This is a genomic window from Variovorax sp. RCC_210, assembly GCF_041355175.1.
Taxonomy (GTDB): Bacteria; Pseudomonadota; Gammaproteobacteria; order Burkholderiales; family Burkholderiaceae_C; genus Variovorax.
In genome coordinates this window covers 1076981-1102583 of the sequence record NZ_JBFUPJ010000001.1, presented here as the reverse complement: position 1 = coordinate 1102583, position 25603 = coordinate 1076981, and the positions used below count along the sequence as shown (strand labels likewise).

The window sequence follows — 25603 nt, the reverse complement described above, 5'->3', positions numbered from 1 at the left end:
GGTGGAATCGGTGATTGGCCAGCGTGGGTGGAAGAACCAGGGGGCGTGACGGAGGTGACAGTCATAGATGAGCGCGAAGGCTATACCTGCACCCCGGAGCGCGGAACGACCCAAAAGCGATAACCTTATTCGGCGGCAGGTCGGTGACCGCGACGGCTTGACGGGCAACCACGCTTCACTCCATGCGCCGTGCCCGCTACGCTATCGCTTCCCGGAACACATCGATAACAACTCACGGCAGCCGCCGTCCAGGAGCAACATGTCATGGCCCTCGCACGCACCACGGTCCATCGCGACCTCTTGCGCGTCTTCGCTCTCACGCTCGTGTGGCTGTTCGCCATTCCGGCGGCCACGCTGGTCTTCACCGAGTACGCGCTGCGTTCGCAGGACGCGGCCTTTTTGCAGTCGGTAGAAAAACGCATCGCCGGCGACGCGCGCCTGTCGGCCGCGGACAAGGCCGAAGCCACCGGCTTCTATCGCAGCCACCCGCTGTCGACGGCCTGCGACGCCACCACGCCGGAAGACCGCAACTTCCACGACAAGGTGTGCAGCCCGTACTCGATGCAGTGGCAGTTCCACTGGGCCGACCGCGCCGCGCTCTGGACCATCGGCCTGGGCGCCGCGCTGCTCGTGGCGGCGCTGGTGCTGGGCGCGCTGGCCTTCGCCAACCGCGGGCTGCGCTACGCCAGCTTCGTGGCGGGCTGGCGGCTCATGACGGTGTCCAGCGCGCTCGAGGTGGTGCTGCAGAGCGCGATGCTGGTGTGGCTGTCGTTCTGGCTCACGGCCTACTTCTGGCAGAGCTACTACATCAAGCTCATCGCGCTGGCGGGCATCGCGGCCGGCGCGGCGGTGTTCTATGCGATCTACACGCTGTTCAGGAAGCTGCCCTCGGGCAACGAGATCGAGGGCGAACTCATCGCGCAGGCAGACGCCCCGCGGCTGTGGGAGCGCGTGCGCCAGCTGGCCGGCCGCGTGAAGACCGCGCCGCCCGACCAGATCGTGGCGGGCATCGACACCAGCTTCTTCGTGACCGAGGCGCCGTGCGAGGTGCAGGGCCGCGCGCTGAAGGGCCGCACGCTGTTCGTCAGCGTGCCTCTGCTGCGCGTGCTCGACCAGGCCGAGGCCGATGCGGTGCTGGCGCACGAGCTGGCCCACCTGGGCGGCGGCGACACCCGCAGCAGCGCGGCGCTGGGCCCCAAGCTGCTGCAGTTCGACCAGTACACCTGGAAGATGCGCAGCGGCGGCCTCACCATCGTGGCGCACTACCTGCTGCGGCTGTACCGCATGATCTTCGCCTTCGCGCTGGCGCGCGACAGCCGCGAGCGCGAGTACCGCGCCGACCGCGTGGCCGCCGGGCTCACGGCGCCGCACGCCATCGTGCAGTCGCTCATCAAGATCTCGGCCTACGCCAGCTACCGCAACGACGTGGAGCACCAGCTCTTCGCGCAGAACCGCCAGCACGACGGCGCGCTCGGCATCGCGGGCTTCGTGGCCGACGGGCTGCCGCCCTATGCCCGCTCCGAGGCCTTCATCGAGGCCATGAAGACGGCCGACGTGCCGCACCCCTACGACACCCATCCGCCCCTGCTGGAGCGCATGCGCAACGTGGGCCACCACGTGCCCGAGGCCGCGTACGGCGCCATCGTCGCGACCGTGCCGCAGGCCTCGTGGGCCGACGAGATAGAAACCGCCCACGCCATCGAGCAGCGCCTGTGGGGCGCGTACGAGCAGCGCTTCGTGCAGAACCACGAGCTGAGCCTGGCCTACCGCTGCGAGCCCGCCACCGAGGAAGAACGCGCGGTGGTGCTGCGGCACTTTCCGCCGGTGGGCTTCGCGCTGAAGGGCGGCAACCGCATCGACGTGAGCTACGCCGGCCTGCAGACCACCGCGGACGGCGGCGCCTTCATCGCATGGGACGAGGTGAAGGGCCTCACCTACAAGGACAGCAGCTTCGGCGACACCCTCGTCGTCACCCACCACGACAAGGGCATGCTGGGCGCGCGCACCACCAAGGTGAAGCTCGCGGGCCTGGGCAAGCAGAAGGACAACTTCAAGGCCGCCGCCGGACAGTACTGGCAACGCCACCAGATCATGAGGGCCCGACAACAGCAAGCGCAAGACTGACACCCCCGGCGGCGCCAACGCCGCCCTCCCCCTTCGCGATTTCCTTTCCGCACTCCATAAAACCATCCAACACCGGAGACAAACCATGAACCCCGTCGAACAGAGAACCATCTCGAAGATCAGCTGGCGGCTGCTGCCGCTGCTGATGATCAGCTACTTCATCGCCTACCTCGACCGCGTGAACCTCGGCTTTGCCGGCGCGGCCATGTCCAAGGACCTGGGCTTCACCGCCGCCGTGTTCGGCAGCGCCGCCGGCATCTTCTTCCTGGCGTACTTCCTGTTCGAGGTGCCCAGCAACATGGCGCTCGAACGCTTCGGCGCGCGCCGCTGGATCGCCCGCATCATGTTCAGCTGGGGCATTCTGTCGGCCGCGCAGGCATGGGTGGGCGGCTCGACCAGCTTCAACATCGTGCGCTTCCTGCTCGGCATCGCGGAGGCCGGCTTCTTTCCGGGCGTGATCTTCTACATCACGCTGTGGTTCCCGGCGGCGTACCGCGCGCGCATCGTGGGCTGGTTCATGTTCGCCATTCCGATCTCGACGGTCATCGGCTCTCCCATCTCGGGCTACATCCTCAACATGGACGGCGTGGGCGGCATGCACGGCTGGCAGTGGCTGTTCATCCTGGAGGCGATTCCCTCGCTCATCCTCACCTTCTTCGTGCTGATGTACCTGCCCGACGGCCCGAAGGACGCCAAGTGGCTCACCACCGAGGAGCGCAGCTGGCTGCAGACCACGCTCGACGCCGAGCGCCGCAACCGCGAGTCGATCAACAAGATCTCGTGGAAGCAGTCGCTGCTGAACCTGCGCGTGATCGGGCTCGGCTTTGTCTACATGGGCATCACCGTGCCGCTGTACGGCCTGAGCTTCTTCCTGCCGCAGATCATCAAGGGCTTCGGCGGGCTGAGCAATGTGGAAATCGGCTTCATCAACGCGTTTCCGTACCTGGTGGGCGCCATTGCCATGTTGTTCTGGACGCGTGCTTCCGACGCACGCAAGGAGCGCAAGTGGTTCCTGCTGATTCCGCTGGCGTGCATCTTCATCGGCCTGGTGCTGGCCTCGCAGACCAGCGCGCCCATTCCGAAGATGGCCGCGGTCACGCTCGCCGCGTTCGGCATCTTCAGCGCGCTGCCCACCTTCTGGACCCTGCCCACCGCCATCCTGAGTGGCACGGCGGCGGCGGCGGGCATCGCGTGGATCAACTCCATCGGCAACCTGGGCGGCTACATCGGCCCGACGATCTTCGGCGCGCTGAAGGACCGCATGGGCAACGACGTGTACGCGGTGGTGTTCCTGGCGCTGCTGTCGGTGGTGGCCTTCGTGCTGGTGCTGGTGATCGGGCACGACGCGCGCACGGAGCAGGCGGCGGCCACGGCGGGTGGGCGGGCTTGAGGGTTGAGGGCTTGGGGCTGAGGGCTAATTCGCCCCTAAGAATTTTGACAACGAATGTGTAAACAGGCGTCATCTGAATGCAGCCCCGGCCCGTTCTGTGAGGGCGCCCGTTGAAAGACGCACCCTCCCTTCCCTCGATGCCATTGCTTAGAAAGAATCACATGAAGACCAAGCAGCTCATCCTCTCCAGCGTCCTCGCTTTCGCCGGCCTCGCCGTGCTGGCCCCCAGCATTGCCTCGGCAGCGCCCAACCACCGCCCGCACAAGGTGTGCAAGTGGGACGCGCGCCACCACCACCGCGTGTGCCACTGGGTGCGTTGAACGCGCCGGCAAGCGCCAAGAAAAGCCCGCGAAAGCGGGCTTTTTCAATTCAATACAGCGTCGCCCGCTGCCGCGCGGGCAACTCCCTGTCGTAGGTTTCCCCGTCGAACGCCGACGCCGTCAGCGCCGACAGGATCGCGCCCGGCGTCGGCACCTCGCGCCGGGCATCGGCCGGCAGCGGCGCCCACAGCTTCGAACGCTGGATGGCCCGCGCGCACTGGAAGAACACTTTCTCCACGCCGATGCGGATCACGCACTGCGGCGGCTTGCCGTCCATGGCGAAGCGCGCCAGCAGCTCGGGCGCCACGGTGATGCGCGCCCTGCCGTTCACGCGCAGCGTCTCGCCCACGCCCGGAATCAAGAACAGCAGCGCCACGCGCGGGTCGGCCACGATGTTGCGCAGGCTGTCGATGCGGTTGTTGCCGCGGCGCTCGGGCATGAGCAGCGTCTTGTCGTCTTCCACCGCCACGAAGCCCGGCGGATCGCCGCGCGGCGACACGTCGAGGCCGCCCGGGCCCAGCGTGGCGAGCGCCGCGAAGGGCGAGGCGGCAATCAGCGCCTGGTACATCGAGTGCAGGTACGCGACCTCTTTTTTCAGCGAGGCCTCGCCGGGCTGGCCGAACAGGGCCTCGAGCTTGGCGACGGTGTCGATGGCATGGGGCGTGGTCATGTGCTTCGTTCCTGGATGTTGACGGAGGGTTGCGACGCGCTCCAGCCGCAGGCCAGCGCCGCCAGCGCCAGCAGCAGCGCGGCCACGCCGTAGATCCACGGCGGCGACGCCACCGGCAGCAGCAGCCCCGCGATGAGCGGCCCGGTGCCCGCGCCGATGTCGCGCCACACCGAGCGCGCCGCCAGCGCCTGCACCCGCTCGGGCCCCGGCGTGCGGCGCGCCACGATGGGCGGCAGCAGCGGCAGTTGCAAGGCGCGCAGCACCACGATGAGCGCCGCGCAGCTCCACAGCCAGCCCAGCCCGAAGCCGACCAGCCCGAAGCCGACCAGCGCAAGGGCCGTCACCAAAGACAGCCACACCAGCAGCCGCTCGGCGCCGAAGCGCTCCGCCATGTGGCCGCCCACCGGGCTCAGCAAGATTTCGGCGAGATAGCGCAGCGCCATGAGCACGCCCGCGACGATCACCGCGCCGCCGGGCATCAGGTCCTTGCCCAGGTAGGACAGCCCGACGATGAAGAGACCGTCGAGCGTCAGGCCTTCCATGAACGACCAGCTGTCGAGGCTGTTGGGGCACTTGAAGCGGCTGGTGGCCTTGCCCGGGTTGGGCATGGGGTGCGGCGCCGCCGGCAGCCGCCGCGTGACGAACCAGGCCAGCAGCGAGAACACCGCGAGGATGCCGAAGATGGCGCGCGGCCCGCTCCAGTGCGCCAGCAGCGCCCCCAGCGGCAGCGCCAGCACCGGCCCCAGCGCGATGAAGGCGCGCGAACGCCCGTTGCGCCGCGCGGCGCCCAGCGGGTCGGCCGTGGCCAGCGCCTGCGTCGACAGGTTCAGCGCCGCAAAGCACAGCCCCCACATCAGCCGCAGCGGCAGCAAGGCCCAGAAGCCCGACAGCGTGGCGTAGCCCAGGCCGCACACCGCGGCGGCCACCACGGCGATGCCGCAGGTCAGCCGGTCGCCATGCTGGGCGTAGAAGCGCGCCACGTAGCCGTAGCCCGCGATGCGCACCAGCCGGTTGGCCGCGAGCAGCATGCCGGCCTCGGCCAGCGTCACGCCGAACTGGCTGGCGTACATGGGCAGCAGCAGATACAGCACCACGTCGGCCGGCAGGGAGAGGCCCAGCGCCATGGCCGCGTGGCGGGAGTTCAGGTCGGTGGAACCAGGAGCTCGGTCGGGAACGTGAGCGGGAGCGGGAGCGGAAGAAGTAGAGGTTGTGCGAGACATCGAACCCCGATGGTGCGCCGCACCACACGGTGCCGACAAACGACATAAACGCCCGGCATGCGTGAGAAAATTGCACGCATGCCGTCCAGAGAACCTCCCCTGAACGCCGTGCGCGCTTTTGCCGCGGCGGCCCGCCACCTGAGCTTCACGCGGGCCGCAGTGGAACTGCACGTCACGCACAGCGCGGTGAGCCGGCAGATCAAGAGCCTTGAAGAATTCCTGGGCGTGGCGCTGTTCGAGCGCCGCATCCGCCAGGTGGCGCTGACCGCCGAGGGCCAGCAGTTTTTCGCCGAGGTCGAGCCCGCGCTCGCGCAGATCGGCGCGGCCGCGCGGGCCTTGCAGGCGCAGGGGCCGGCGCGCGCGGTGCGCATCAACGTGCGGCCGTCGTTCGCGGTGCGCTGGCTCATTCCGCGGCTGCCCTCCTTCGTCGAGCAGTTCCCCGACATCGAGCCGCAGGTGGTCACCAGCACGGTGATGCCCGAGCAGGCGCTCGACAGCTTCGACATCGCGGTGCGCCGCGGGCGCGAGGGCTGGCCGCCGTCGATCAAGCTGCGGCCCTTCCTGAAAGACGAAGTGCTGGTGGTCGGCGCGCCGGCGCTGTTCGCGCAGCACCCGCTGGCCGACCTGCGCGGGCTGGCCTCGCACGTGCTGCTGTCGGCCAGGACGCGCAAGGACGACTGGGACGCCTGGAAGAAGCAGTTCGCCGCACCCCGCGCACGGCCGGCGGGCCGTTTGCAGTTCGACCACCTGCACTTCGTGCTGCAGGCCGCGGTCGACGGCCTGGGCATTGCGCTGGCGCCGGCCTCGCTGGTGTCGCACGACCTGGCCTCGGGCCGGCTGCAGTCGCCGCTGCCGGCCCTGCGCATGACGCTGGAGCGCTACTACTACGGCCTGGCACCCGACGCCGCGCCGGAGGCGGCGTACGTGGCCGAGTGGTTCGAGCGCATGCAGGCCGAGGCGGCCTGAGCGCGCCCGCGCCGTAGCCTCAAGCCGCGAGCGAACGGATCACTTCTTCCACGCCGACCGTGCCCTTGCGCACGGTGGCGTCCGCGCCTTCAGCGCTTTCGAAGCGGATCCAGCCCTCGTTGAAGCCGTCGAGCATCTGCATGCGCGGCAGCGGGTTGCGCATGCCCTGCGCGCTGAAGATGGCAGCCCAGGTCTCGCGCGGCACCGCCTGCGCCTGCACCGGGCGGCCCAGCACGCGGGCCAGCGCCGCAGCGATGTCGTGCTGGCTCAGCCGCGCCGGCCCTTCGAGCTCGACGATGCGCGGCGCGCCGCCCGCCTGCACCAGCAACTCGGCCGACACCCGGCCCACGTCCGCCGTGGCGACCATCGGCACGGCGCGGTCCAGCGGCTGCAGGTAGCTCTGCAGCACGCCCTGCTCGCGCGCCGGCGCAATGTCCCAGGCCAGGTTCTCCAGGAACCAGGCGGGCCGCAGGAAGCTGACCGGGAGCGCCAGCGTGGCCAGCGCCTCTTCCATCAGCGTGCGCTGGCTCAGCAGGTTGGGCTGGGCGGCCTGCGCGCCGACGGTCGACAGGCACACGACCCGGCCGGGCCGTGCCGCCTCGAGCGCCTGCCGCACCGCCGCGATGACGGCCTTGGCCTCGGGAAAGCCCGGCTGCGGATCGAACTGCGGCGGCGGCAGCACGAAGACGCCCGCCGTGCCCGCGAAGGCCCGCGTGAGCGCGTCGACGTCGAGCATGTCGGCCAGCGCGACCTCGCACCCGAGCTCCGACCAGAAGCGGCCCTTGGCCGCGTCGCGAACGACCGCGCGAACGGGCTGGCCCGCGGCCAGGAGCGCGCGTGCGGCGGCGCCGCCGACCTTGCCTGTGATACCGGTGATTGCGTACATGAGACTTTTCCTTTTTTCGACTGGGTGGGTTCACGACAAGCCCATGGCGGGCTCGTTGGGGTCGAATGGTAGAAAGCGCTCACCTTTGAGTAAAGCGACCTGCGGTCGTATCATTCATGACGCCGAATCACCAATCAGCCAGGACCGCGAAAGCCGCCCCATGACCCTCGACGGACGCCTTCTCTCCAACGTCAGCGTGCTGGCCGCCGTGGTCGAGGGCGGCAGCTTCGCCAACGCGGCCACGGCGCTGGGCCTCACGCCCTCGGGCGTGAGCCGCTCCATCGCGCGGCTGGAGGCACGCATCGGCGTGCGGCTGTTCGACCGCACCACGCGCTCGCTGAATCTCACCGACGAGGGGCGGCTGCTGTACGCCAACATCAACCCGCTGGTGCTGGGCATCGAAGACGCCGTCACCACGGCCTCGGGCGCGTCCGGCGCGGTGCGCGGCCGCCTGCGCGTGAACACCGACGCCTTCACCTCGCGGCTGCTGCTGGCGCCGCACCTGCCGCGCTTCGTGGCGCTGTACCCCGAGCTCACGCTGGAGCTCATCGCGCGCGAGCAGCTCGGCGACCTGGTGGCCGAGGGCTTCGACATCGCGGTGCGCTTCGGCGAGCCGCCCTCCTCGTCGCTGGTGGCGCGCAAGCTGATGGACTCGCGCGTGATCACCGTCGCCACCCCGGCCTACCTGGAGCGCCACGGCCGCCCCGCCAGGCCGGCGGACCTGGCAACGCACGCCTGCCTGCAGGTGCGCAACCCCGTCACCGGGCAGCCGTACACATGGGAGTTCCACCGCGGGCGCAAGCAGCTCACGGTGCCCACCACCGGACGGCTGCTGCTGAGCGACCCCGGCACCGTGCTCACGACCACGCTTGCGGGCATCTGCGTGGCGCAGATCAAGGCGGTGGGCATCCAGCCGCAGCTCGACAGCGGCGAGCTGGTCGACCTGTTTCCCGACTGGCCCGACGAGCGCCTGCCGATCTACGCGCTGTACCCGTCGCGGCACCTGCCGGCGGCCAAGGTGCGGGCGTTCATCGATTTCGTGATGAGCGTGATCGTGCCGGGGCCAACGCCAGCTCCCGCGCGGGCCCCGAAGCCAGTGAAGCCAACGAAGCCAGTGAAGCCGAAAGCCAAACCCGCGCGCTGAGCTTGCTCGCAGGTCCGTAAACGGCCAGCGCCACGGGCCGGAGGCTCGCAAGATGAAGTTTTCGCACGCACTTCATCTCCTTTCCATCCCATGCCCGCACGCCTGCCCCGCCCCTTCGTCTTCCTGGCCTGGTCCAACCTCGCCGCGCAGTCCGCCGAACAACTGAGCCTGGCCGCCGTGCCGCTGGTCGCGGTGCTCGCGCTCGGCGCGGGGCCGGGCGACATAGGCTTTCTTGCGGCGGTGCAGACGCTGCCCTTCCTGCTCGTGTCGATGCCCCTGGGCCTGCTCGCCGACCGCATGTCGCGACGGCGCCTGATGGTCGCGGCCGAAGGGCTGCGCGCGGCATCCTTGCTGGTGTTGCTGGGCATGGTGTGCACGTCGACGCTCGGCATCGGGTGGCTGGCGCTGCTGGGCTTCCTGGGCGCGGTCGGCACCGTGGGCTTCAGCGTGGCGGCGCCCGCGCTGGTGCCGGCCCTGGTGCCGCGCGAATCGCTGGCGGTGGCCAACGGTCGGCTCGAGCTGGCGCGCAGCGCCGCCTTCACGGCCGGGCCCGCGCTGGCGGGCGCGCTGGTCGCGTGGGCCGGCGCGCCGGCGGCCTTCGTGCTGGCGGCGGCGCTGTCGGTGGCGGCCGTCGGCCTGCTGCTGCGGCTGAGCGAAGCGCCGCGCGCGCCGGCGTCGGGCCGCCATCCGCTGCTGGAAGTGCGCGACGGCGCGCGCCTGGTGTGGCACAGCGAGCTGCTGCGGCCCATGCTGCTGACCGGCGCGGTCTTCAACATCTCGTGGTTCGTGCTGCAGGCCGCCTATGTGCCTTACGCGGTGCGTGCGCTGGGGCTGGGCGCGCAGGCGGTGGGCTTCACGCTGGCGATGTACGGCGCGGGCATGGTGGCCGGCGCGCTGCTGACATCGCGCGTGGTCGCACGGCTGCCGTTCGGCCGCGCGATCCAGGTCGGGCCCGCGGTCGCGGTGGTGGCGGCGGCGGTCATGGCGGCCACGCTCGCGGTGCCGAATGCTGCGGGGGCCGGAGGTGCCGCAGGTGCCGGGTTGGCCGCGCTGTCGTTCTTCCTGTTCGGCGCGGGGCCGATGGTCTGGGTCATCACCTCGACCACGCTTCGCCAGAGCGTGGCACCGGCCAGCATGCTGGGGCGGGTGTCGGCGGTGTTCCTGACGGTGAACACCGGCGCGCGGCCCCTGGGCGCGGCGCTGGGCGGCGTGGTCGGCGCGGCGTGGGGCGAGCTGGCCTGCCTGCTGCTGGCGCTCGCGGGCTTTGCGTTGCAGGCCGCGATCATTTTTGCTTCGCGCGTCTCGGGGCTGCGGCGCTTGCCGGTGGCGGCCTGAGCCGCGCGCCCTTCAGCCCCGGCTTCGCACCTGCCGCGCCGAGGCCGGCTCCAGGAACTGCTGGCGAAAGTACTCGCGAAACGCCGTCATCGCCGGCGAAAACTCCACGCCCTGCTTCCAGCCCAGCCCGATGTTCATCGTGGGCACCGTGTCGCGCAGGTTGATGGTCTCGATGCGCTTGCCCTCCAGCGACCAGGGCCGGTAGACCATGTCCGACAGCACCGTCACGCCCAGGCCGTTGGCCACCGTGCTGCGCACCGCCTCCACCGAGCTGGTGCGCAGGCGCACCTTGGGCTGCAGCGGCGTCTTGCTCCAGTACTTCAGCGCGGTGGCCGCGGCCTCGTCCACGGTGAGCATGATGTAGGGCTCGGCCGCCACGTCGGCCAGCGTGACCTCGGGCTTGTCCAGCAGCGGGTGCTTGGCCGGCACCCACAGCCGGCGCTGCGAGCCGAAGAAGGTTTCCAGCGTCAGCTCGCGCAGCACCACGTTCGAGGTGAGCAGCACGCCGATGTCGTAGCGCTGGGTGATCAGCCCTTCCTCGATGGCCTCGCGCGCCACCTCGTGCACCTTCACCGTGACCTGCGGGTGCAGCTGCTCGAAGCGCTGCAGGTGGTGCGGCAGGAAGTAGCCCAGCACGGTGTAGCTCGCGGCGATGGTGATGGCGCCTTCCACGTCGGCGCCTTCGTGCGGCATGCGCAGCGCCTCGTCGGCGGCGGCCAGCACCGTGTAGGCATGGCCCAGAAAGCGCCGGCCTGCCTTGGTGAGTTCCACGCCGTGGGGGTGCCTCTCGAACAGCTGCCGGCCCATCATGTCCTCCAGCTCGCGAATGGCCGTGGTGACGGCCGACTGCGAGATGTTGAGCTGCTGCGCCGCGTGCGAGATGCGGCCGGCCTCGGCCACGGCCGAGAAGTACTTGAGCTGACGCAGCGTCAGGGACATGGTGCAGGCCTTTCTGGTGTTCGAGGGTATTCGCGAGCGCGCTGGCAGCGTGCTCCCGCAGGCGCAAAGCCGATACCGCCGCATCGCGCCCCTCCAGCGTAGCGGCCAACGCGCGCCGGCGCAGCATCTGTTTTTCAGATACCGGGCTGCCTGAAAACAATGCTTTTCAGCCGTGGGGGTGCTGACTAATCTTCGCTTCGTCCTGCACCGCCGCCCCGGCGATGCGCACCGAACAAAGGCCGCGACCCGTGAAGAAAACGCAGATCGATCTGAACTCCGACATGGGTGAAGGCTTCGGCCCCTGGACCATCGGCGACGGCGTCGACGAAGCGCTGATGCCGCTGATCACCTCGGCCAACATCGCGACCGGCTTCCACGCCGGCGACCCGAACATCATGCGCAGGATGGTCGGCCTGGCCCGCGAGCACGGCGTGGCCATCGGCGCGCACCCGGGCTTTCGCGACCTCGTGGGCTTCGGCCGCCGCCACATGCACGCGCCGGCCGACGAGCTGGTCAACGACATGGTCTACCAGCTGGGCGCGCTGCGCGAATTTGCACGGCTCGAGGGCCTGCGGCTGCAGCACATCAAGCCGCATGGGGCGCTGTACATGCATGCGGCGCGCGACGAGGCGCTGTCGCGCGCGCTGGTCACGGCGCTGCGGCAGATCGAGCCCACGCTGCGCCTGTTCTGCATGGAGGCCTCCGTCACCTGCCGGGTGGCGCGCGAGCTGGGGCAGCCGGTGGTGCGCGAGTTCTACGCCGACCGCGACTACGACCTGAGCGGCGCCATCGTCTTCACGCGCCGCGTCGGCGCGCTCGATGCGGAAGCCGTCGCGGCCAAGGTGGTGCGCGCCTGCACCGAGGGCGTGGTGCGCACCGTCGAGGGCGAGGACGTGGCCATCGGCTTCGACTCGGTCTGCATCCACAGCGACACGCCCGGCGCGCTGGCGCTGGTGCGCACCACGCGGGCCGCGCTGGCCGGGCACGGCATTCGCGTGGCGGGCCTGCCCGCGCTGGGCTGAGCCTCTTTTTCTTGTTCTTGTTTTCGTTGTTGTTGTTCCAGGAGTGCACCGATGTCCGCTACCCATGAAGTCCTGAGCCCCTTGCCGGGCACCTTCTACCGCCGCTCGGCGCCCGACGCGCCGCTGTTCAAGTCCGAAGGCGACATGGTGGCCGTGGGCGACGTGCTGGGCCTGGTCGAGGTGATGAAGCAGTTCAGCGAAGTCACGGCCGACGCGGCGGGACGGCTGGTGCGCTTCGGCGTGGAGAACGCCGAGCCGGTCGATCCGGGCCAGGTGCTCGCCGTCATCGAGACCGCCTGAGCCATGGCTGCCGCATTCGACAAGCTGCTCGTCGCCAACCGCGGCGAGATCGCGGTGCGCATCGTGCGCGCCGCCAGGGAACTGGGCCTGAAGACCGTGGCCGTGTACAGCGACGCTGACGCGCAAAGCCTGGCCGTGAAGATGGCCGACGAGGCGGTGCGCATCGGCCCGGCCCACGCGAGCAAGAGCTACCTGGACATCGACGCCATCCTGCAGGCGGCAGCCACGAGCGGTGCCGGCGCGGTGCACCCCGGCTACGGTTTCCTGTCGGAAAACGCCGCCTTCGCCGAGCGCGTCGAAGCCGCGGGGCTGGTCTTTGTCGGCCCCACGCCGCACGCCATTCGCACCATGGGCGACAAGGCCGCCGCGCGCGCCGCCGCCATGAAGGCCGGCGTGCCTACCGTGCCCGGCAGCGCCGGCGTGGTGCGCGACCCCGACGTGGCCGTGGAGGTGGCGAAGGACATCGGCTACCCGATCATGATCAAGGCCTCCGCCGGTGGCGGCGGGCGCGGCATCCGGGTGGCGCAGGGCGAGGCCGAGCTGCGGCAGCAGTTCGCCACCGCCACGGCCGAAGCGCTGGCCGCCTTCGGCAACGGCGAGGTGTACCTGGAGCGCTTCATTCGCCGGGCGCGCCACATCGAGGTGCAGATACTGGGCGACGGCCAGCGCGTGGTGCACTGCTTCGAGCGCGAATGCTCGCTGCAGCGCCGCCGCCAGAAGGTGTGGGAAGAAGCGCCTTCGGCCGCCATCGGCGAGGCCACGCGCGCCGCGCTGTGCGACTCGGCGCTGCGCCTGGCCCATGCCGTGGCCTACCGCGGCGCGGGCACGCTGGAGTACCTGTACGACGACGACACGCGCGAGTTCTTCTTCATCGAGATGAACACGCGCATCCAGGTCGAGCACCCGGTCACCGAGATGGTCACCGGCATCGACCTGGTGAAAGAAATGCTGCGCATCGCACTGGGCCAGCCGTTGCGGCTGAGGCAGGAGGACATCCGGCTCACCGGCGCGGCGATAGAAGTGCGCATCAACGCCGAGAACGCGGCGAAGAACTTCATGCCCAGCCCGGGTGCGGTGCATCAGCTGGTGGTGCCGGGCGGGCCGGGGGTGCGCTTCGACACCATGCTGTACCCCGGCTACACGGTGCCGGCCTACTACGACTCGCTGCTGGGCAAGCTCATCGTGCACGACAGCGACCGCGCCAGCGCGCTGGCCCGCATGCGCCGCGCGCTGGGCGAACTGCAGGTCGAAGGCATCCACACGACCATTGCCCTGCACCGCGCGCTGTGCGACGACGCGAACGTTGCCAAGGCCGCCTTCCACACCGGCTTCCTGGAACCCTGGCTCGCGGAGAACCCGCTGGTGGATGTCGACCCCCTGGCTGCTCCAGCTCTGAAAGTCACCGCATGACCACTGCCACCACCCTGCCCGCCCAGGCCCGCTACAGCTTCGGCGGCGACGAGCACCTGTTCGTCGAGATCAGCGAGGAGATGTCGCTGCCCGCCTTCTTCAAGGGCATGGCCATCTGCAACGCGCTGCGCCGCCGCGTGGAGGCGGGCGAGCTCGTCGGCGTGACCGAGATCTGCCCCGCCAACGCCGCCTACCTGGTGCGCTTCGACCCCGACAGGATCGTGCCCGACGTGCTGCTCCATGCGCTGAAGGAGATCGAGGCCGGCCTGGGCGATGCCGACCGGCAATTGCAGACCCGCATCGTGGAGATTCCGGTGCTCTACAACGACCCGTGGACGCACGAGACGCTCATGCGCTTTCGCGAGCGCCACCAGGACCCGGCCAGCACCGACATCGAATACGCCGCGCGCATCAACGGCCACGCCTCGGTCGACGCCTTCATCGCCGCGCACTCGGGCGCGCCGTGGTTCGTGTCGATGGTCGGCTTCGTGGCGGGGCTGCCCTTTCTTTTCCAGATGGTGGAGCGCGAGCGGCAGATCGAGGTGCCCAAGTACCTCAGCCCGCGCACCGACACACCCCGGCTCACGCTGGGACACGGCGGCTGCTTCAGCTGCATCTACTCGGTGCGCGGCGCGGGCGGCTACCAGATGTTCGGCGTCACGCCCGCGCCCATCTTCGACCCGGCGCAGCGCCTGTCGTACCTGAAGGAGCTGATGGTGTTCTTCCGCCCCGGCGACATCGTGAAGTGGAAGCCCATCGACCGCGCCGAGTACGACCGCCAGGTCGCGCAGGTGGAGGCCGGCACGTACACGCTGCGCATCGAACCCGTGTCGTTCTCGCTCGACGAATTCCTGGCCGACCCCGACGGCTACAACCGACAGTTGCTGAAGGTGCTCCATGGCCATTGAAGTGATCAAGCCCGGCCTTGCGACCAGCGTGCAGGACGCGGGCCGCCCCGGCTACTACCACCTGGGCATTCCGCTGTCGGGTGCGCTCGACCAGCAGGCGCTGGTGCTGGCCAACCTGCTGGTGGGCAACGACGAGGGCGCTGCCGCAATGGAAACGACGCTGCTCGGGCCCGAACTGCGCTTCGACGCGCCGGCCATCGTGGCCGTCACGGGCGCCGAGGCCAGGGTGAAGCTCAACGCGCAGGAGGCGCCGCGCAACGCATCGTTCGCGGTGCAGGCCGGCGACGTGCTCGCCTTCGACTTCATGAAGCTGGGCGCACGCATGTGCATTGCCGTGGCGGGCGGCATCGACGTGCCGGTGGTGCTCGGCAGCCGCTCCACCTACGGCCTGGGCGCCTTCGGCGGCTTCAACGGCCGCAAGCTGCTGGCCGGAGACCGGCTGCCCGTCGGCACGCCATCGCCGCGCGCCAGGGCCGGCCGCGCCGCGCCCGCTGAACTGCTGCCGGTGCTCGCGAAGGAGGTCGCGCTGCGCGTGCTGCCGGGCATCTACTTTCATCGGCTGCAGAAAGAATCGGTGCACAGCTTCTTCGCCGACACCTGGAGCGTGGGCTCCGAAGCCGACCGCATCGGGTACCGCTACAAGAACGGCACGCCGCTGAAGTTCCTGGAGCGCAAGCCGCCGTTCGGCGCGGGTGCCGACCCGTCGAACATCGTGGACGCGGGCTACCCCTACGGGTCGATCCAGGTGCCGGGTGGGCGCGAGCCCATCATCCTGCACCGCGACGCCGTGTCGGGCGGCGGCTACGCCATGGTGGGCACGGTGATCAGCGCCGACATGGACCTCATCGCGCAGATGCAGCCCAACCACAAGGCGCGCTTCGTCGAGGTCGACATGGCGCAGGCGCTGGAAGCCCGCGCCGAGCGACGACAGCGCATCGCGCGCCTTCGTGAGGCGCTCGCGGCGCTCCCGGACTAGCCGCGCGCCTTCCGCCTTTTTTCGCCTTTTCCTTTTTCTGTTGTTGCCACCTAGGAGTTCTTCATGAACAGCTCGCTCCTGCGCGTTTCACGCCTGTCACGCGTTTCATTGCTCGCCAGTTCGCTCGCCGCCGCCCTGCTCTGGCACGCCAGTGCCTCGGCCGCCGACTGGTTCCCCTACAAGGCCGAAGCCACCGAGCCGGCCTTCTCCGCCGAGGGCACGAAGAAGCCCATCGACTACACGCCCCTGGCCAAGGCCTCGAAGAAGTGGGACATCTGCGTGTCGTTCCCGCACATGAAGGACGCCTACTGGCTGGGCGTGGACTACGGCGTAATCGAAGAGGCCAGGCGCCAGGGCGTGAAGCTGCAGGTGGCCGACGCGGGCGGCTACACCAACCTGGGCAAGCAGGTCTCGCAGATCGAAGACTGCGTGGCGCGCGGCGCCAACGCGGTGATCATCGGCGCGATTTCAGGCGACGGGCTCAACAACGTCATCAAGGCCGCGGCAGCGAAGAAGGTGCCGGTGATCGACCTGGTGAACGGCATCAACTCCCCCGACCTGTCGGCCAAGTCGCTGGTGTCGTTCTACACGATGGGCCATTCCACCGGCGAGTACCTCGCGAAGAAGCACCCGGCCGGCTCGCCGGCGGTCAAGGTCGGCTGGTTCCCGGGCCCGGCCGGCGCCGGCTGGGTCGAGGCCGCGCACAAGGGCTTCATGGACGCGGTGAAGGGCAGCGCCGTGGTGGTGCTCGACCCCAAGTACGGCGACACCGGCAAGGAGGCGCAGAGCAAGCTGGTCGAAGACGTGCTGCAGGGCAACCCCGACCTGGCCTACGTCGCCGGCACGGCCGTGACCGCCGAGGCCGCCACTGGCCTGCTGCGCTCGCGCGGCCTCGACAAGAAGGTGCAGGTGCTGTCCTTCTACATGACACCGGGCGTGTACGAGGGTATTCAAAAGGGCCGCATCGTCGCCTCCCCGGCCGACTCCATGGTGGTGCAGGGCCGCATCGCGGTCGACCAGGCCGTGCGCCTGCTGGAGAACAAGGAGCTGGTGAAGCACGTGGGCCCGAAGATCTTCGTGGTCGACAGCGGCAACATCAAGAGCGTGAAGCTCGACGACATCTTGCCGCCGCCGGGCTTCAAGCCGGTGTTCGAGGTCAAGTAGCCAAGGTGGGCGGGCCCATGCCTTCATCGTCTCAACCGCTGCTCCAGACCATCGGGCTCGGCAAGCGCTACCCGGGCGTGATCGCGCTCGACGGCGTCGACTTCGACCTGCGCGCGGGCGAAGTGCACGTGCTGTTCGGCGAGAACGGCGCGGGCAAGTCGACGCTGATCTCGCTGCTGGCCGGCGCCAACGTGCCTTCGGCCGGGGAGATCCGCATGCATGGCGCGCCGGTGAAGTTGCCGAGCGTGCACGAGGCGCGGCGCCACGGCATCAGCGCGGTGTTTCAGGAGTTCTCGCTCATTCCCACGCTGTCGGTGGCGCAGAACCTGAGCCTGGGCGAGGAGCCGTGCAAGGCCGGCCTGCTCGACCGCGGCGCGCTGCGCGAGCGCGCCCGCGCGATGCTGGCCGACCTGGGCTTCGACATCGACTGCGACGCACCCGTGGCGGGCCTGTCGCGCGCGCAGCAGCAGATGGTCGAAATTGCCAAGGGCCTGCGCGGCGAGGTGTCGGTGCTGAACCTCGACGAGCCGACCGCCTCGCTCACCGACACCGAAACACAGCGCCTGTTCGCGCTGGTCGCGCGGCTGAAGGTGCGCGGCGTGGGCATCGTCTACATCTCGCACCGCATGCAGGAAATTGCGCAGATCGCCGACCGCATCACGGTGCTGCGCGACGGGCGCAAGGTGACCACCGTGCAAGCGCGCGAGACCGGCGCCGACCGGCTGATCGAACTGATGAGCGGGCGCGCGGTCGAGCAGGTCTACCCGCGCATCGCGTCCAGCCCTGGCGAGGTGGTGCTGCAGATCGACGGACTCAGCTCGCCCAACGGCGTGCGCCGTGCGAGCCTGGTGGTGCGGCGCGGCGAAGTGGTCGGGCTGGCGGGGCTGGTGGGCTGCGGCAAGTCGGAGCTGTTCCGTGCGGTGTACGGGCTCGACGCGGTCAGCGAAGGCCGCGTGCTGTTCAAGGGCCAGCCGCGCACCGGCGCCACGGTGCGCCGGCTGCTCGACGAGGGCATGTTCTACCTGCCGCCGGACCGCAAGGGCGAGGGGCTGGTGCTGGGCTTTGCCTCGCGCGCCAACATCGTGCTGCCGCTGGTGCACGGGCCCTTGCGCGGGCATGGTGGCTGGCTGCGCAGGCGCCTGGGCCGCAAGCTCTCGGCGGTAGCGGCCGAGCGCGTGGAACTGGCCCCGCGCAACCTCGACCGCCCGGTGGGCCTGCTGTCGGGCGGCAACCAGCAGAAGGTGCTGTTCGGCAAGGGCATGACGCGCGACGCCGCGCTCTATGTGTTCGACGAACCCACGGTGGGCGTGGACATCGGCACGCGCGCCGCGCTGTACCAGGTGATTCGCAAGCTCTGCGAGGGCGGCGCGGCGGTGGTGGTCATTTCGTCGGACCTGCCCGAGGTGCTGCACCTGAGCCACCGCCTGTACGTGATGTGCCGCGGCGAGATCGCCGGCGAGCTGCGGGGCGACGCCATCCAGGAGACCGCCGTGCTCAACCTGTTCTTCGGTTCCAGCGAAAGAGACCCATGACCGCGCCCTCCTCCCTGCCTTCGTCCATGCCTTCCTCGATGCCTTCCTCGATGCCTTCAGCCACGCCTTTGTCCGCTCCACCCGGCCTGCGCGCACGCGTGCTCGGCATGCTGCGCGGCCTGTTCCTGCGCCTGGGCGTGCTGCCCTTCATGCTGGTGATCGCCATCGTGGTGTTCAGCACCCTGTCCGACCAGTTCCTCACGGTGCAGAACATGGTCAACCTGCTGCGCCAGTCGGTCTACCTGGTGCTGGTGTCGATGGGCCAGATGCTGGCGCTGGTCACGGGCGGCTTCGACCTCTCGGTGGGCACGGTGATGGCCATCGCCTCGGTGGTGTCGGCGCTGGCCATGCAGGCCCTGGGCGCGGCGCTGCCCGATGCGACCTGGGTCGTGGTGATCGCCGGTTGCGCGTGCGGGCTGCTCGCGGGGCTCACGGTGGGCCTGGTCAACGGCATCGGCGTGGCCGTGGTCGGCGTGTCGCCCTTCATCGTGACGCTGGGCGTGCAGTCCATCGGCTTCGGCCTGGCGCTGTACCTCACCAGCGGCGTGCCGGTGTCGGGCCTGCCGGCCGGCTTCAGCGACCTGTTCGGCTTCGGCACGCTGCTGGGGGTGCCGGTGCCTGTGTGGGTCACGGCCGTGTGCGTCGCGGGCATGGCCGTGCTCATGGGCCGCATGCCCGCGGGCACGCACCTGCTGGCCGTGGGCGGCAACGCCAAGGCCGCGGCGCTCTCGGGCATCGACACGCGCCGCGTGCTGCTGACGGCCTACCTGCTGTGCGCCGGGCTGGCGGCCGTGAGCGGCCTGCTGCTCACCGCGCGCGTCGAGACCGGCGAGGCCAACCTGGGCGGCACGGTGGCGCTGGAGTCCATCGCCGCCTGCGTGATCGCGGGCGTGAGCTTGCGCGGCGGCATCGGCCGCGTGCCCAACGTGGTGATGGGCGCGATCTTCATCGGGCTGGTGCAGAACGGCATGAACCTGGCCAGCGTCGGCTCGTACCTGCAGATGGTGGTGCTGGGCGTGCTGCTGATCGTGGCCGTGGTGGCCGACCAGCTGCGCCATCGCATGGTGGCGCCGGCGGGGCATTGAGCTGCAAATGAAAACAAAGGAGGCTAGCTAACACAACCCCACGTTCCCGGCAAAAAACAAAAGCCGAATCAGCCCGCTCCTAGCCGTCGAAAAGTCGAACTGAACTTCAATCGCCGTTTGGCCACGGCATGGAACAGTTTGAATCGAACAAGAAGAAAAGCGGCGGCGTGCGCCTCGCTCCATGCGGCGTTCTGCCTGGCGTTCGCGCTGGAGGCTGACGCACAAATCGCACCGCCCGATGCGTCGGCTCACAACGAACAGCGGCTGCGGCTGCAACTCGACGAAGCCAGGGCGCGCGTGGCCGAGCGGCCCGACCTGTTGACCCGCACGCAAGCCGGCCCCGCTTCGCCGATCGTGTTCCCCGCCGAAACGCCCTGCTTCCTGATTTCGTCCATCGAACGGCGCGGCGCCGCGTCTTTTCCGTGGCTGCCCGGTCGCGTCGCCATCGAAGGCCATTGCCTCGGCGCGCAGGGGCTGCGGGTCGCCCGCACGGCCATTGCACGGGCGCTGCTCGACAGGGGCTACATGACCACGCAGGTCGTCGTGCCCGAACAGGATCTGTCCACGGGTCGCCTGCTTATCGAGATCGTCGCGGGCCGCATCGGCCAGATCCGCGACGCCGAAGGCCGCATCGGATGGCCCGCCACGGTGCTACCGCCCACGACAGGCGATTTGCTGAACGTGCGCGACCTGGACCAGGCGCTTGAAAACATCCGCCGCCTGCCGGGCCAGCGCACCACGGCGTTCGACCTGCTGCCGGGCGCCGAGGCCGGCCAGAGCGACATCGTGTTCAAGCACCCCGCCGACGCCGCGCGCGTGCACGGCGTGTTGACCGCCGACAACGCGGGCGTCGATGCGTCGGGCCGCAACCAGTTGGGGGCCGTGGTTTCCGTCGACTCGCCGTTGCACCTGCACGACCAGCTGATCGCCACCTTCAGCGGCGACCCGCACTTTCGCAGGCGCACGCGAGGCTCGACGGCAAGGAGCATCGCGTGGAACGTGCCCATCGGGTACGCGTCGTTCTCCGTCGGTGCCAGCGAGTGGGCCGCGCGGCAGCGCATCGAAGACCCTGAGGGAACGTATCCCTATGCCTCGCGCGCGCGCCGCTTCGAGATGGGCATGGCCTATGTGCCATATCGCTCGGGCCACAGCAAGGGCACGCTCAGGCTCTCGCTGTTTCGCCGGCAGGAGAACAGCTGGTTCGACGGCAAGGCGCTCGATGTTCAACGGCGCGACACCACGGGCTTCGACCTCGCGTTCAGCCATCTCGAGAAGTTCGACGACGCCTTGTTCGAGTTCGGCGTCGGACTGCGGGGCAGCCTGCCTGGCGAGAGCCGGTTTCCGGGCCATGTGCAGGACCACCCGGACTGGAACGGGCGCTACCGCGTCGCCACGGCGCGGGCCTCCGCGGACCTGCCGTTCGAGGCAGGCGGGCAACGGTTCGGCTACCGCGGCAGCCTGCTGCTGCAGCACGCGCCCACGCCGCTGCCTTCGTCCGAATACCTGCAACTGGGCGGCCGAGACAGCGTGCGCGGCTTCGACGGCAACACGACGTTGTTCGCGCCCGGCGGATGGCTGTGGCGCAACGAACTGGCCATGCCGATACCGGTAGCGGCGTCCACGTCGGGTTTCGGCGAGGCCTACGCGGCGCTGGACACCGGGGCCGTGTCTGGCGGCGGCACGCCGCACAACGCGCGCCGCCTCGCCGGCGCGGCCTTGGGTTTGCGGGGCAGCCAGGGTCGCATGGGCTACGACTTTTCAGTGGGAGCGCCCGTCACCAAGCCGGAGGCATTGAAGAGCCGCAAGCCGTTCCTGAACTTTTTTTTAACCACCAGCTTTTGAACCTTGCGATCGCGCCCGCGCCGGGCGTGGCCATCGGTTCATCGGCATTTGATGCAAGGGCAAACCAGGCAACGCCACACCCACACCCACGACGCTCCGTCGATACAGGTCGCCTTCGTTGCCGCCTGCCTTCCGTCTTCACTCTTCAAGGGAACCATGAAAAAAACCAACCGCCGAATCGCGGCCCTAGCCTCTCTGCTGCTCTCGTCGACTTCAGCACTCGCGCAACTCGCGCCTGCCGCTGGATCAAGCCAGGCGACACTTTCCGCCGCCGGCAACAAGACCCCCATCGTCAACATCGTGGCGCCCAACGCCGCGGGCGTGTCGCACAACCGGTTCACCGACTACAACGTCGGCGCGCAGGGCCTCATCCTGAACAACAGCGCCGCGGGCGTGAGCACCAAGCTCGGTGGCGATATCGCAGGCAACCCTGCGCTGCGCGGCGGCGCCGCGAAGGTCATCCTCAACGAGGTGATCGGCTCGAAGGCATCGCTGCTGGGCGGCGCGACTGAAATCGCCGGGCAGCGCGCGCGGCTGGTGCTGGTCAACCCGAATGGCATCACCGTCAAGGGCGCGAGCTTCGTCAACGTGTCGCGCGCCACGCTGACCACCGGCAAGCCGGTGTTCGACGCTAGCGGCAACATCACCCGCATCGACACCGCCAAGGGCAAGATCGACGGGCAAGGCCTGGACGCCAGCACGGTCGACCAGGTCGACCTGATTGCCTACGCGGTCGAAGTCTCCGGCTTGCATAGCAAGCGGCAGGCGAGCATCGTCACGGGCGCAGCCAATACGGACATCGACCTGAGCAAGAGCACGTCGAACAGCGTGAGCAGCACCATCGTGCTGGACGCGTCCAACCTGGGCGGCATGTATTCGAGCGGCATCTCGCTGGTGGGCAACGGCCAGGGCGTGGGCGTGAACGTCGGCGGTACCGCGAAGGCGTCGACGGGCAGCCTGGAGGTTTCACCGCAAGGCGGCGTCACGCACGGGCCTTCGGCAGCCAAGCCCGAGCGGATGGATGTGGCAAAGCTGAGAGCAGAGATGGTGCAGGAACGCGCTCGGCAGGAAGCGGAAAAGGAACGCGCTAAACAGCAGGCGGAGAAACAGGCGGCGATAGATCGCGCTCAGCGCTTGGCAACAGCAACAGCTCAGCTACGGGCGGACGTGGAGAACCCTGAGCAGGCGGCACAAAGACGCGCTCAGCAACAGGCGGCGGAGGCAGCAATGTTGGCACGCGGGCGCCAAGAAGCACGGGAGGCAGCTCAGAAGAAGGACGAGCAGGCATTGCAGGCGCGTTCGCGCGAGGACGATGCGCGGCGCCAGGAGCAAACAGCCGCCTTCGAACGCAGCCGCCAGCTCGCTGCGACGCAAGCACTGGAGGAGCAACAAAAGCCGAAAACGGCGCAGGAAGAAGCCAGGAGCAAGCAGGAGCAGCGCGCCCGGGTGCATACCGCGGCTCGGCTGACCGGTGAGGACGTGGTCAATTTCAACGACGGATTCACTGCTCTGTCGTATTCGCCGAGCTCCGGCATGCTCAGCTTCAGCAACGGGACTCACTCGACACTCACGTCTGTCGGCAAATTCGGCGAAGGGCCAAACCACGGCAAATTCATCGTCTTGAACCCTCGCAGTTCGAGCAGAGATCCGTCCCTCCATGGCCTCGATCTCATCATCAACGGAAGCCCCCTCGCAGTGCCTGGCATGGCTTGGTGGGTGAACAGCGGGACACCCCCCAATTCTCTGAACTGAGGCCAAGCCGGAGACCATGCGGCTCACCTGAACTAGCTGGACACCGCCACTGAAGCCTTCGGCGTCGGCGCCACCACCAGCTGTTGCTGGAGCCCCCCGCCCCTTTCAAGGGTGCCGCGCTCATGCGTGGCACCCTTTTTTCTTTCACCATTCGTACCCGATGCCCAAGCCCAGGTTGAAGCGCTGCGCGCTGATGCCGCCGTTGATCTTGTAGACCCAGTTGCCGCTTTCCGAGCGCCGCGAATAGCCGATGGCCAGCGCGCTGTAGCCCGAGTAGTAGCCCACGCCCACCGACAGCAGGTTCTTGCCCGGTGTCATCGCCTGCGGCAGCGAGCTCATGGCCGTGGCCATGGCCACTCCCGAGTACGCGATGCGCGCCACGTCGCGCACCTGCCCCTGCAACTGGTTCTGCATGCCCGCCACCTGGCCGACGGTGGCCGCATCGTTGGGCAGCACGCCCGGCGCCACGTTCGACAGGCGCGTGCCGCTGGGCGCCTGGCCGTTGCCCAGCGTCACCTGGTTGTAGTTGATGGAGCCGTCGGGGTTGGTGGCGTACTGCACGCCGCCCGCGGCCACCGCGTTGGCCGTGGCCTTGAGCTGCGCCACGTTGGTCGCGTCGCTGTCGGCGGTGCCCGCGGCCACGCCCGTGATCTGGCGGAACTGCCCGCTGCCGGCGTCGCCCACCGACACCGCCGCCTGCGTGCTGTTGGTCGCGCGAATGGCCGCGGCCTGCTGCGGCGTGGCGCTGCCCGGCACATAGCCGGCCACGCCGGCGGCCGTGGACGCCACCGAGTTCGCGCCCAGCGCCACACCGCCGGTCTGCTGCACCACCGCGCCGAAGCCGATGGCCGTGCCCTGCGCGATGGCGCCCGCCTTGCTCAACGGCGTGCCGCCCGCGTCGGCGTTGTCGCCCAGCGCTACGCCGCCGCCGCCCGCGCGTGCATTGGCGCCGATGGCCTGAGAGCCCGTGGCCAGCGCGCCTGTGCCGATCGCGATCGCGTTGGCGCCCGTGGCCTGCGCCCCGAAGCCCACCGCCACCGTGCCGTCGGCCGTCGCCTTCGCGCCGTTGCCGGCCGCGAACGCGTTCGCCCCGCTGGCCATCGACTGCGGCCCGATCGCCACCGCCTCTGCCCCGCTGGCCGTGGCGTCGCCCGCGGTCGAGTTGGCATGGAAGTACTTGGTGCCCGTGTCGTTGATGTTGTTGATCGTCGTGCTCAGGTTGCTCACGTTGCTGTTGGCCGTGCTTACCCCGGTCGACAGGCTGTTGTAGCCCGTGGTCGCGCCGATGACGCTGGTCGACAGGCTGCTGAGGCTGCTGTTGGTGCTGCTGAGCCCGCTCGACAGGCTGGAGATGCCGCTGTTCGCCGTGCTGAGCCCGGTCGACGTCGAGGTCGACAGGCTGCTGACGTTGCTGTTGGTGGTGCTCAGGCCTGTCGACAGGCTGCTGATGTTGCTGGTCGTGGCGCTCAGCCCGGTGGAGAGGCTGCCCACGGTGCTGTTGGTGGTGCTGAGTCCGGTCGACAGGCTGCCGATGCTGCTGCTCGTGGTGCTCAGGCCGGTGGAAAGACTGCTGACCGTGCTGTTCGTCGTGCTGAGGCCGGTCGACAGGCTGCCCACGCTGCTGTTCGTGGTGCTCAGGCCGGTCGACAGGCTGGTGATGTTGCTCGTTGCGGTGCTCAGCCCGGTCGAGGTGGAAGTCGACAGGCTGCTCAGGCTGCTGTTCGTGGTGCCCAGGCCGGTCGAGAGGCTGGCGATGCCGCTTGCCGCTGTGCTGAGGCCTGTGGAGGTGGAGGTAGACAGGCTGCCGATGCTGCTTGTTGCGGTGCTGAGGCCTGTCGATGTGGAGGTGGAAAGGCTGTCTACGTTGCTGTTGGTTGTGCTGAGGCCGGTCGAGAGGCTGGTGATGCCGCTGGTGGCGGTGCTGAGGCCTGTCGAGGTGGAGGTGGACAGGCTGTCGATGCTGCTGTTGGTGGTGCTCAGGCCAGTCGACAGGCTCGCGATCCCACTGGTCGCCGTGCTCAAGCCGGTTGAGGTTGAAGTCGACAAGCTGTCTACGGTGCTGTTCGTGGTGCTCAAGCCGGTCGACAGGCTGCTGATGCCGCTTGTCGCCGTGCTCAACCCAGATGACAGGCTCGCGATTCCGCTGGTGGCCGTGCTCAAGCCCGTAGATGTGGAGGTCGACAAGCTGCCTACGTTGCTGTTCGTGGTGCTGAGGCCAGTCGACAAGCTGCTGATGCCGCTGGTCGCGGTACTCAGGCCGGACGACAGGCTTGCGATTCCGCTTGTGGCTGTGCTGAGCCCCGTCGATGTCGAAGTAGACAGGCTGTCGATGCTGCTCGTTGCAGTGCTCAAGCCCGTTGAAGTGGAAGTCGACAGGCTGTCCACGTTGCTGTTCGTCGTACTCAAGCTGGTGGACAGGCTGCTGATGCCGCTTGTCGCTGTGCTCAACCCGGATGACAAGCTTGCGATTCCGCTGGTGGCTGTGCTCAAGCCCGTAGAAGTGGAGGTCGACAAACTGTCGACGTTGCTGTTCGTGGTGCTCAAGCCGGTCGATAGGCTGCTGATGCCGCTCGTCGCAGTGCTCAACCCGGACGAAAGACTTGCGATCCCGCTCGTCG

The 25603-nt window shown here is 69.0% G+C and carries 21 protein-coding genes and 1 pseudogene; 16 read left to right on the top strand and 6 right to left on the bottom strand.

Going from position 1 to position 25603, the window contains the following annotated elements; genetic code table 11:
• Window positions 1–264 precede the first annotated feature (264 nt).
• From AB6807_RS05250 to AB6807_RS05240, 3 genes are all read left to right on the top strand, one after another.
• Window positions 265–2124, top strand: coding sequence for a M48 family metallopeptidase (locus tag AB6807_RS05250; RefSeq protein ID WP_371083747.1), 1860 nt, complete (start codon window positions 265–267; stop codon window positions 2122–2124).
• An 85-nt stretch (window positions 2125–2209) separates the two neighbouring features.
• Complete coding sequence (locus AB6807_RS05245; protein ID WP_371083746.1) at window positions 2210–3514, top strand: MFS transporter; 1305 nt, start codon at window positions 2210–2212, stop codon at window positions 3512–3514.
• A gap of 161 nt (window positions 3515–3675) precedes the next feature.
• Complete coding sequence (locus tag AB6807_RS05240) at window positions 3676–3834, top strand: HHHH-motif protein (protein ID WP_165840270.1); 159 nt, start codon at window positions 3676–3678, stop codon at window positions 3832–3834.
• A gap of 49 nt (window positions 3835–3883) precedes the next feature.
• On the opposite strand, the gene AB6807_RS05235 is transcribed toward AB6807_RS05240, so the two are convergent.
• Together AB6807_RS05235 and AB6807_RS05230 are read right to left on the bottom strand one after the other, a co-directional pair.
• Window positions 3884–4504, bottom strand: a complete 621-nt coding sequence (locus tag AB6807_RS05235; protein ID WP_371083745.1) for a pyridoxamine 5'-phosphate oxidase family protein — start codon at window positions 4502–4504, stop codon at window positions 3884–3886.
• Window positions 4501–5724: an MFS transporter gene (locus tag AB6807_RS05230; protein WP_371083744.1), complete on the bottom strand. Its 1224-nt coding sequence runs from the start codon at window positions 5722–5724 to the stop codon at window positions 4501–4503. Before AB6807_RS05230 ends, AB6807_RS05235 begins: the two co-directional genes overlap by 4 nt.
• Before the next feature lie 78 nt (window positions 5725–5802).
• Between AB6807_RS05230 and AB6807_RS05225 the strand changes: the two genes are divergently transcribed.
• Window positions 5803–6690 carry a LysR substrate-binding domain-containing protein gene (locus AB6807_RS05225; protein WP_371083743.1) on the top strand — a complete coding sequence of 296 codons (888 nt, stop codon included), beginning with the start codon at window positions 5803–5805 and terminating at the stop codon, window positions 6688–6690.
• A 19-nt stretch (window positions 6691–6709) separates the two neighbouring features.
• On the opposite strand, the gene AB6807_RS05220 is transcribed toward AB6807_RS05225, so the two are convergent.
• Window positions 6710–7576 carry an NAD(P)H-binding protein gene (locus tag AB6807_RS05220; protein WP_371083742.1) on the bottom strand — a complete coding sequence of 289 codons (867 nt, stop codon included), beginning with the start codon at window positions 7574–7576 and terminating at the stop codon, window positions 6710–6712.
• A gap of 160 nt (window positions 7577–7736) precedes the next feature.
• Here AB6807_RS05220 and AB6807_RS05215 point away from each other — a divergent pair, with 160 nt between their 5' ends.
• Both AB6807_RS05215 and AB6807_RS05210 read left to right on the top strand, forming a co-directional pair.
• Window positions 7737–8720, top strand: coding sequence for a LysR substrate-binding domain-containing protein (locus AB6807_RS05215; RefSeq protein ID WP_371083741.1), 984 nt, complete (start codon window positions 7737–7739; stop codon window positions 8718–8720).
• A 90-nt stretch (window positions 8721–8810) separates the two neighbouring features.
• On the top strand, window positions 8811–10055 hold the full coding sequence (locus AB6807_RS05210; protein WP_371083740.1) for an MFS transporter: 1245 nt from the start codon (window positions 8811–8813) through the stop codon (window positions 10053–10055).
• Window positions 10056–10067: 12 nt separating this feature from the next.
• Here the strand turns inward: AB6807_RS05210 and AB6807_RS05205 are convergent, their stop codons facing one another.
• Entirely contained in the window at window positions 10068–10994 is a 927-nt protein-coding gene (locus AB6807_RS05205) for a LysR family transcriptional regulator (protein ID WP_371083739.1), read from the bottom strand.
• Window positions 10995–11242: 248 nt separating this feature from the next.
• On the opposite strand from AB6807_RS05205, the gene AB6807_RS05200 reads away from it, so the two are divergent.
• The 10 genes from AB6807_RS05200 to AB6807_RS05155 all read left to right on the top strand — a co-directional run bounded on the left by AB6807_RS05200 (window position 11243) and on the right by AB6807_RS05155 (window position 22985).
• Window positions 11243–12016: a 5-oxoprolinase subunit PxpA gene (locus tag AB6807_RS05200; protein WP_371083738.1), complete on the top strand. Its 774-nt coding sequence runs from the start codon at window positions 11243–11245 to the stop codon at window positions 12014–12016.
• 51 nt (window positions 12017–12067) lie between these two features.
• Window positions 12068–12316, top strand: a complete 249-nt coding sequence (locus AB6807_RS05195; protein WP_116907796.1) for an acetyl-CoA carboxylase — start codon at window positions 12068–12070, stop codon at window positions 12314–12316.
• Window positions 12317–12319: 3 nt separating this feature from the next.
• On the top strand, window positions 12320–13726 hold the full coding sequence (locus AB6807_RS05190) for an acetyl-CoA carboxylase biotin carboxylase subunit (protein ID WP_371083737.1): 1407 nt from the start codon (window positions 12320–12322) through the stop codon (window positions 13724–13726).
• Window positions 13723–14634 (top strand): allophanate hydrolase subunit 1, encoded by a 912-nt coding sequence (locus tag AB6807_RS05185; RefSeq protein ID WP_371083736.1) that lies wholly within the window; start codon window positions 13723–13725, stop codon window positions 14632–14634. The genes AB6807_RS05190 and AB6807_RS05185 overlap by 4 nt, the downstream gene beginning before the upstream one ends.
• A complete protein-coding gene (locus tag AB6807_RS05180; protein ID WP_371083735.1) occupies window positions 14624–15610 on the top strand; it encodes a biotin-dependent carboxyltransferase family protein in 987 nt (328 codons plus the stop codon). Before AB6807_RS05185 ends, AB6807_RS05180 begins: the two co-directional genes overlap by 11 nt.
• 63 nt (window positions 15611–15673) lie before the next feature.
• Complete coding sequence (gene torT, locus AB6807_RS05175) at window positions 15674–16774, top strand: TMAO reductase system periplasmic protein TorT (RefSeq protein WP_371083734.1); 1101 nt, start codon at window positions 15674–15676, stop codon at window positions 16772–16774.
• Window positions 16775–16791: 17 nt separating this feature from the next.
• A complete protein-coding gene (locus tag AB6807_RS05170) occupies window positions 16792–18306 on the top strand; it encodes a sugar ABC transporter ATP-binding protein (protein ID WP_371083733.1) in 1515 nt (504 codons plus the stop codon).
• Entirely contained in the window at window positions 18303–19391 is a 1089-nt protein-coding gene (locus AB6807_RS05165; protein ID WP_371083732.1) for an ABC transporter permease, read from the top strand. The genes AB6807_RS05170 and AB6807_RS05165 overlap by 4 nt, the downstream gene beginning before the upstream one ends.
• Window positions 19392–19529: 138 nt before the next feature.
• Window positions 19530–21233, top strand: coding sequence for a ShlB/FhaC/HecB family hemolysin secretion/activation protein (locus AB6807_RS05160; protein WP_371083731.1), 1704 nt, complete (start codon window positions 19530–19532; stop codon window positions 21231–21233).
• A 156-nt stretch (window positions 21234–21389) separates the two neighbouring features.
• The gene (locus AB6807_RS05155; protein WP_371083730.1) at window positions 21390–22985 is read left to right on the top strand and encodes a filamentous hemagglutinin N-terminal domain-containing protein; all 1596 of its coding nucleotides are present in this window, start codon (window positions 21390–21392) and stop codon (window positions 22983–22985) included.
• A gap of 144 nt (window positions 22986–23129) precedes the next feature.
• Here AB6807_RS05155 and AB6807_RS05150 read toward each other — a convergent pair whose 3' ends face one another.
• Complete coding sequence (locus AB6807_RS05150) at window positions 23130–24086, bottom strand: YadA family autotransporter adhesin (RefSeq protein ID WP_371084155.1); 957 nt, start codon at window positions 24084–24086, stop codon at window positions 23130–23132.
• A gap of 33 nt (window positions 24087–24119) precedes the next feature.
• Window positions 24120–25603 (bottom strand): annotated as a pseudogene (locus tag AB6807_RS05145) (hemagglutinin); the annotation flags it as partial.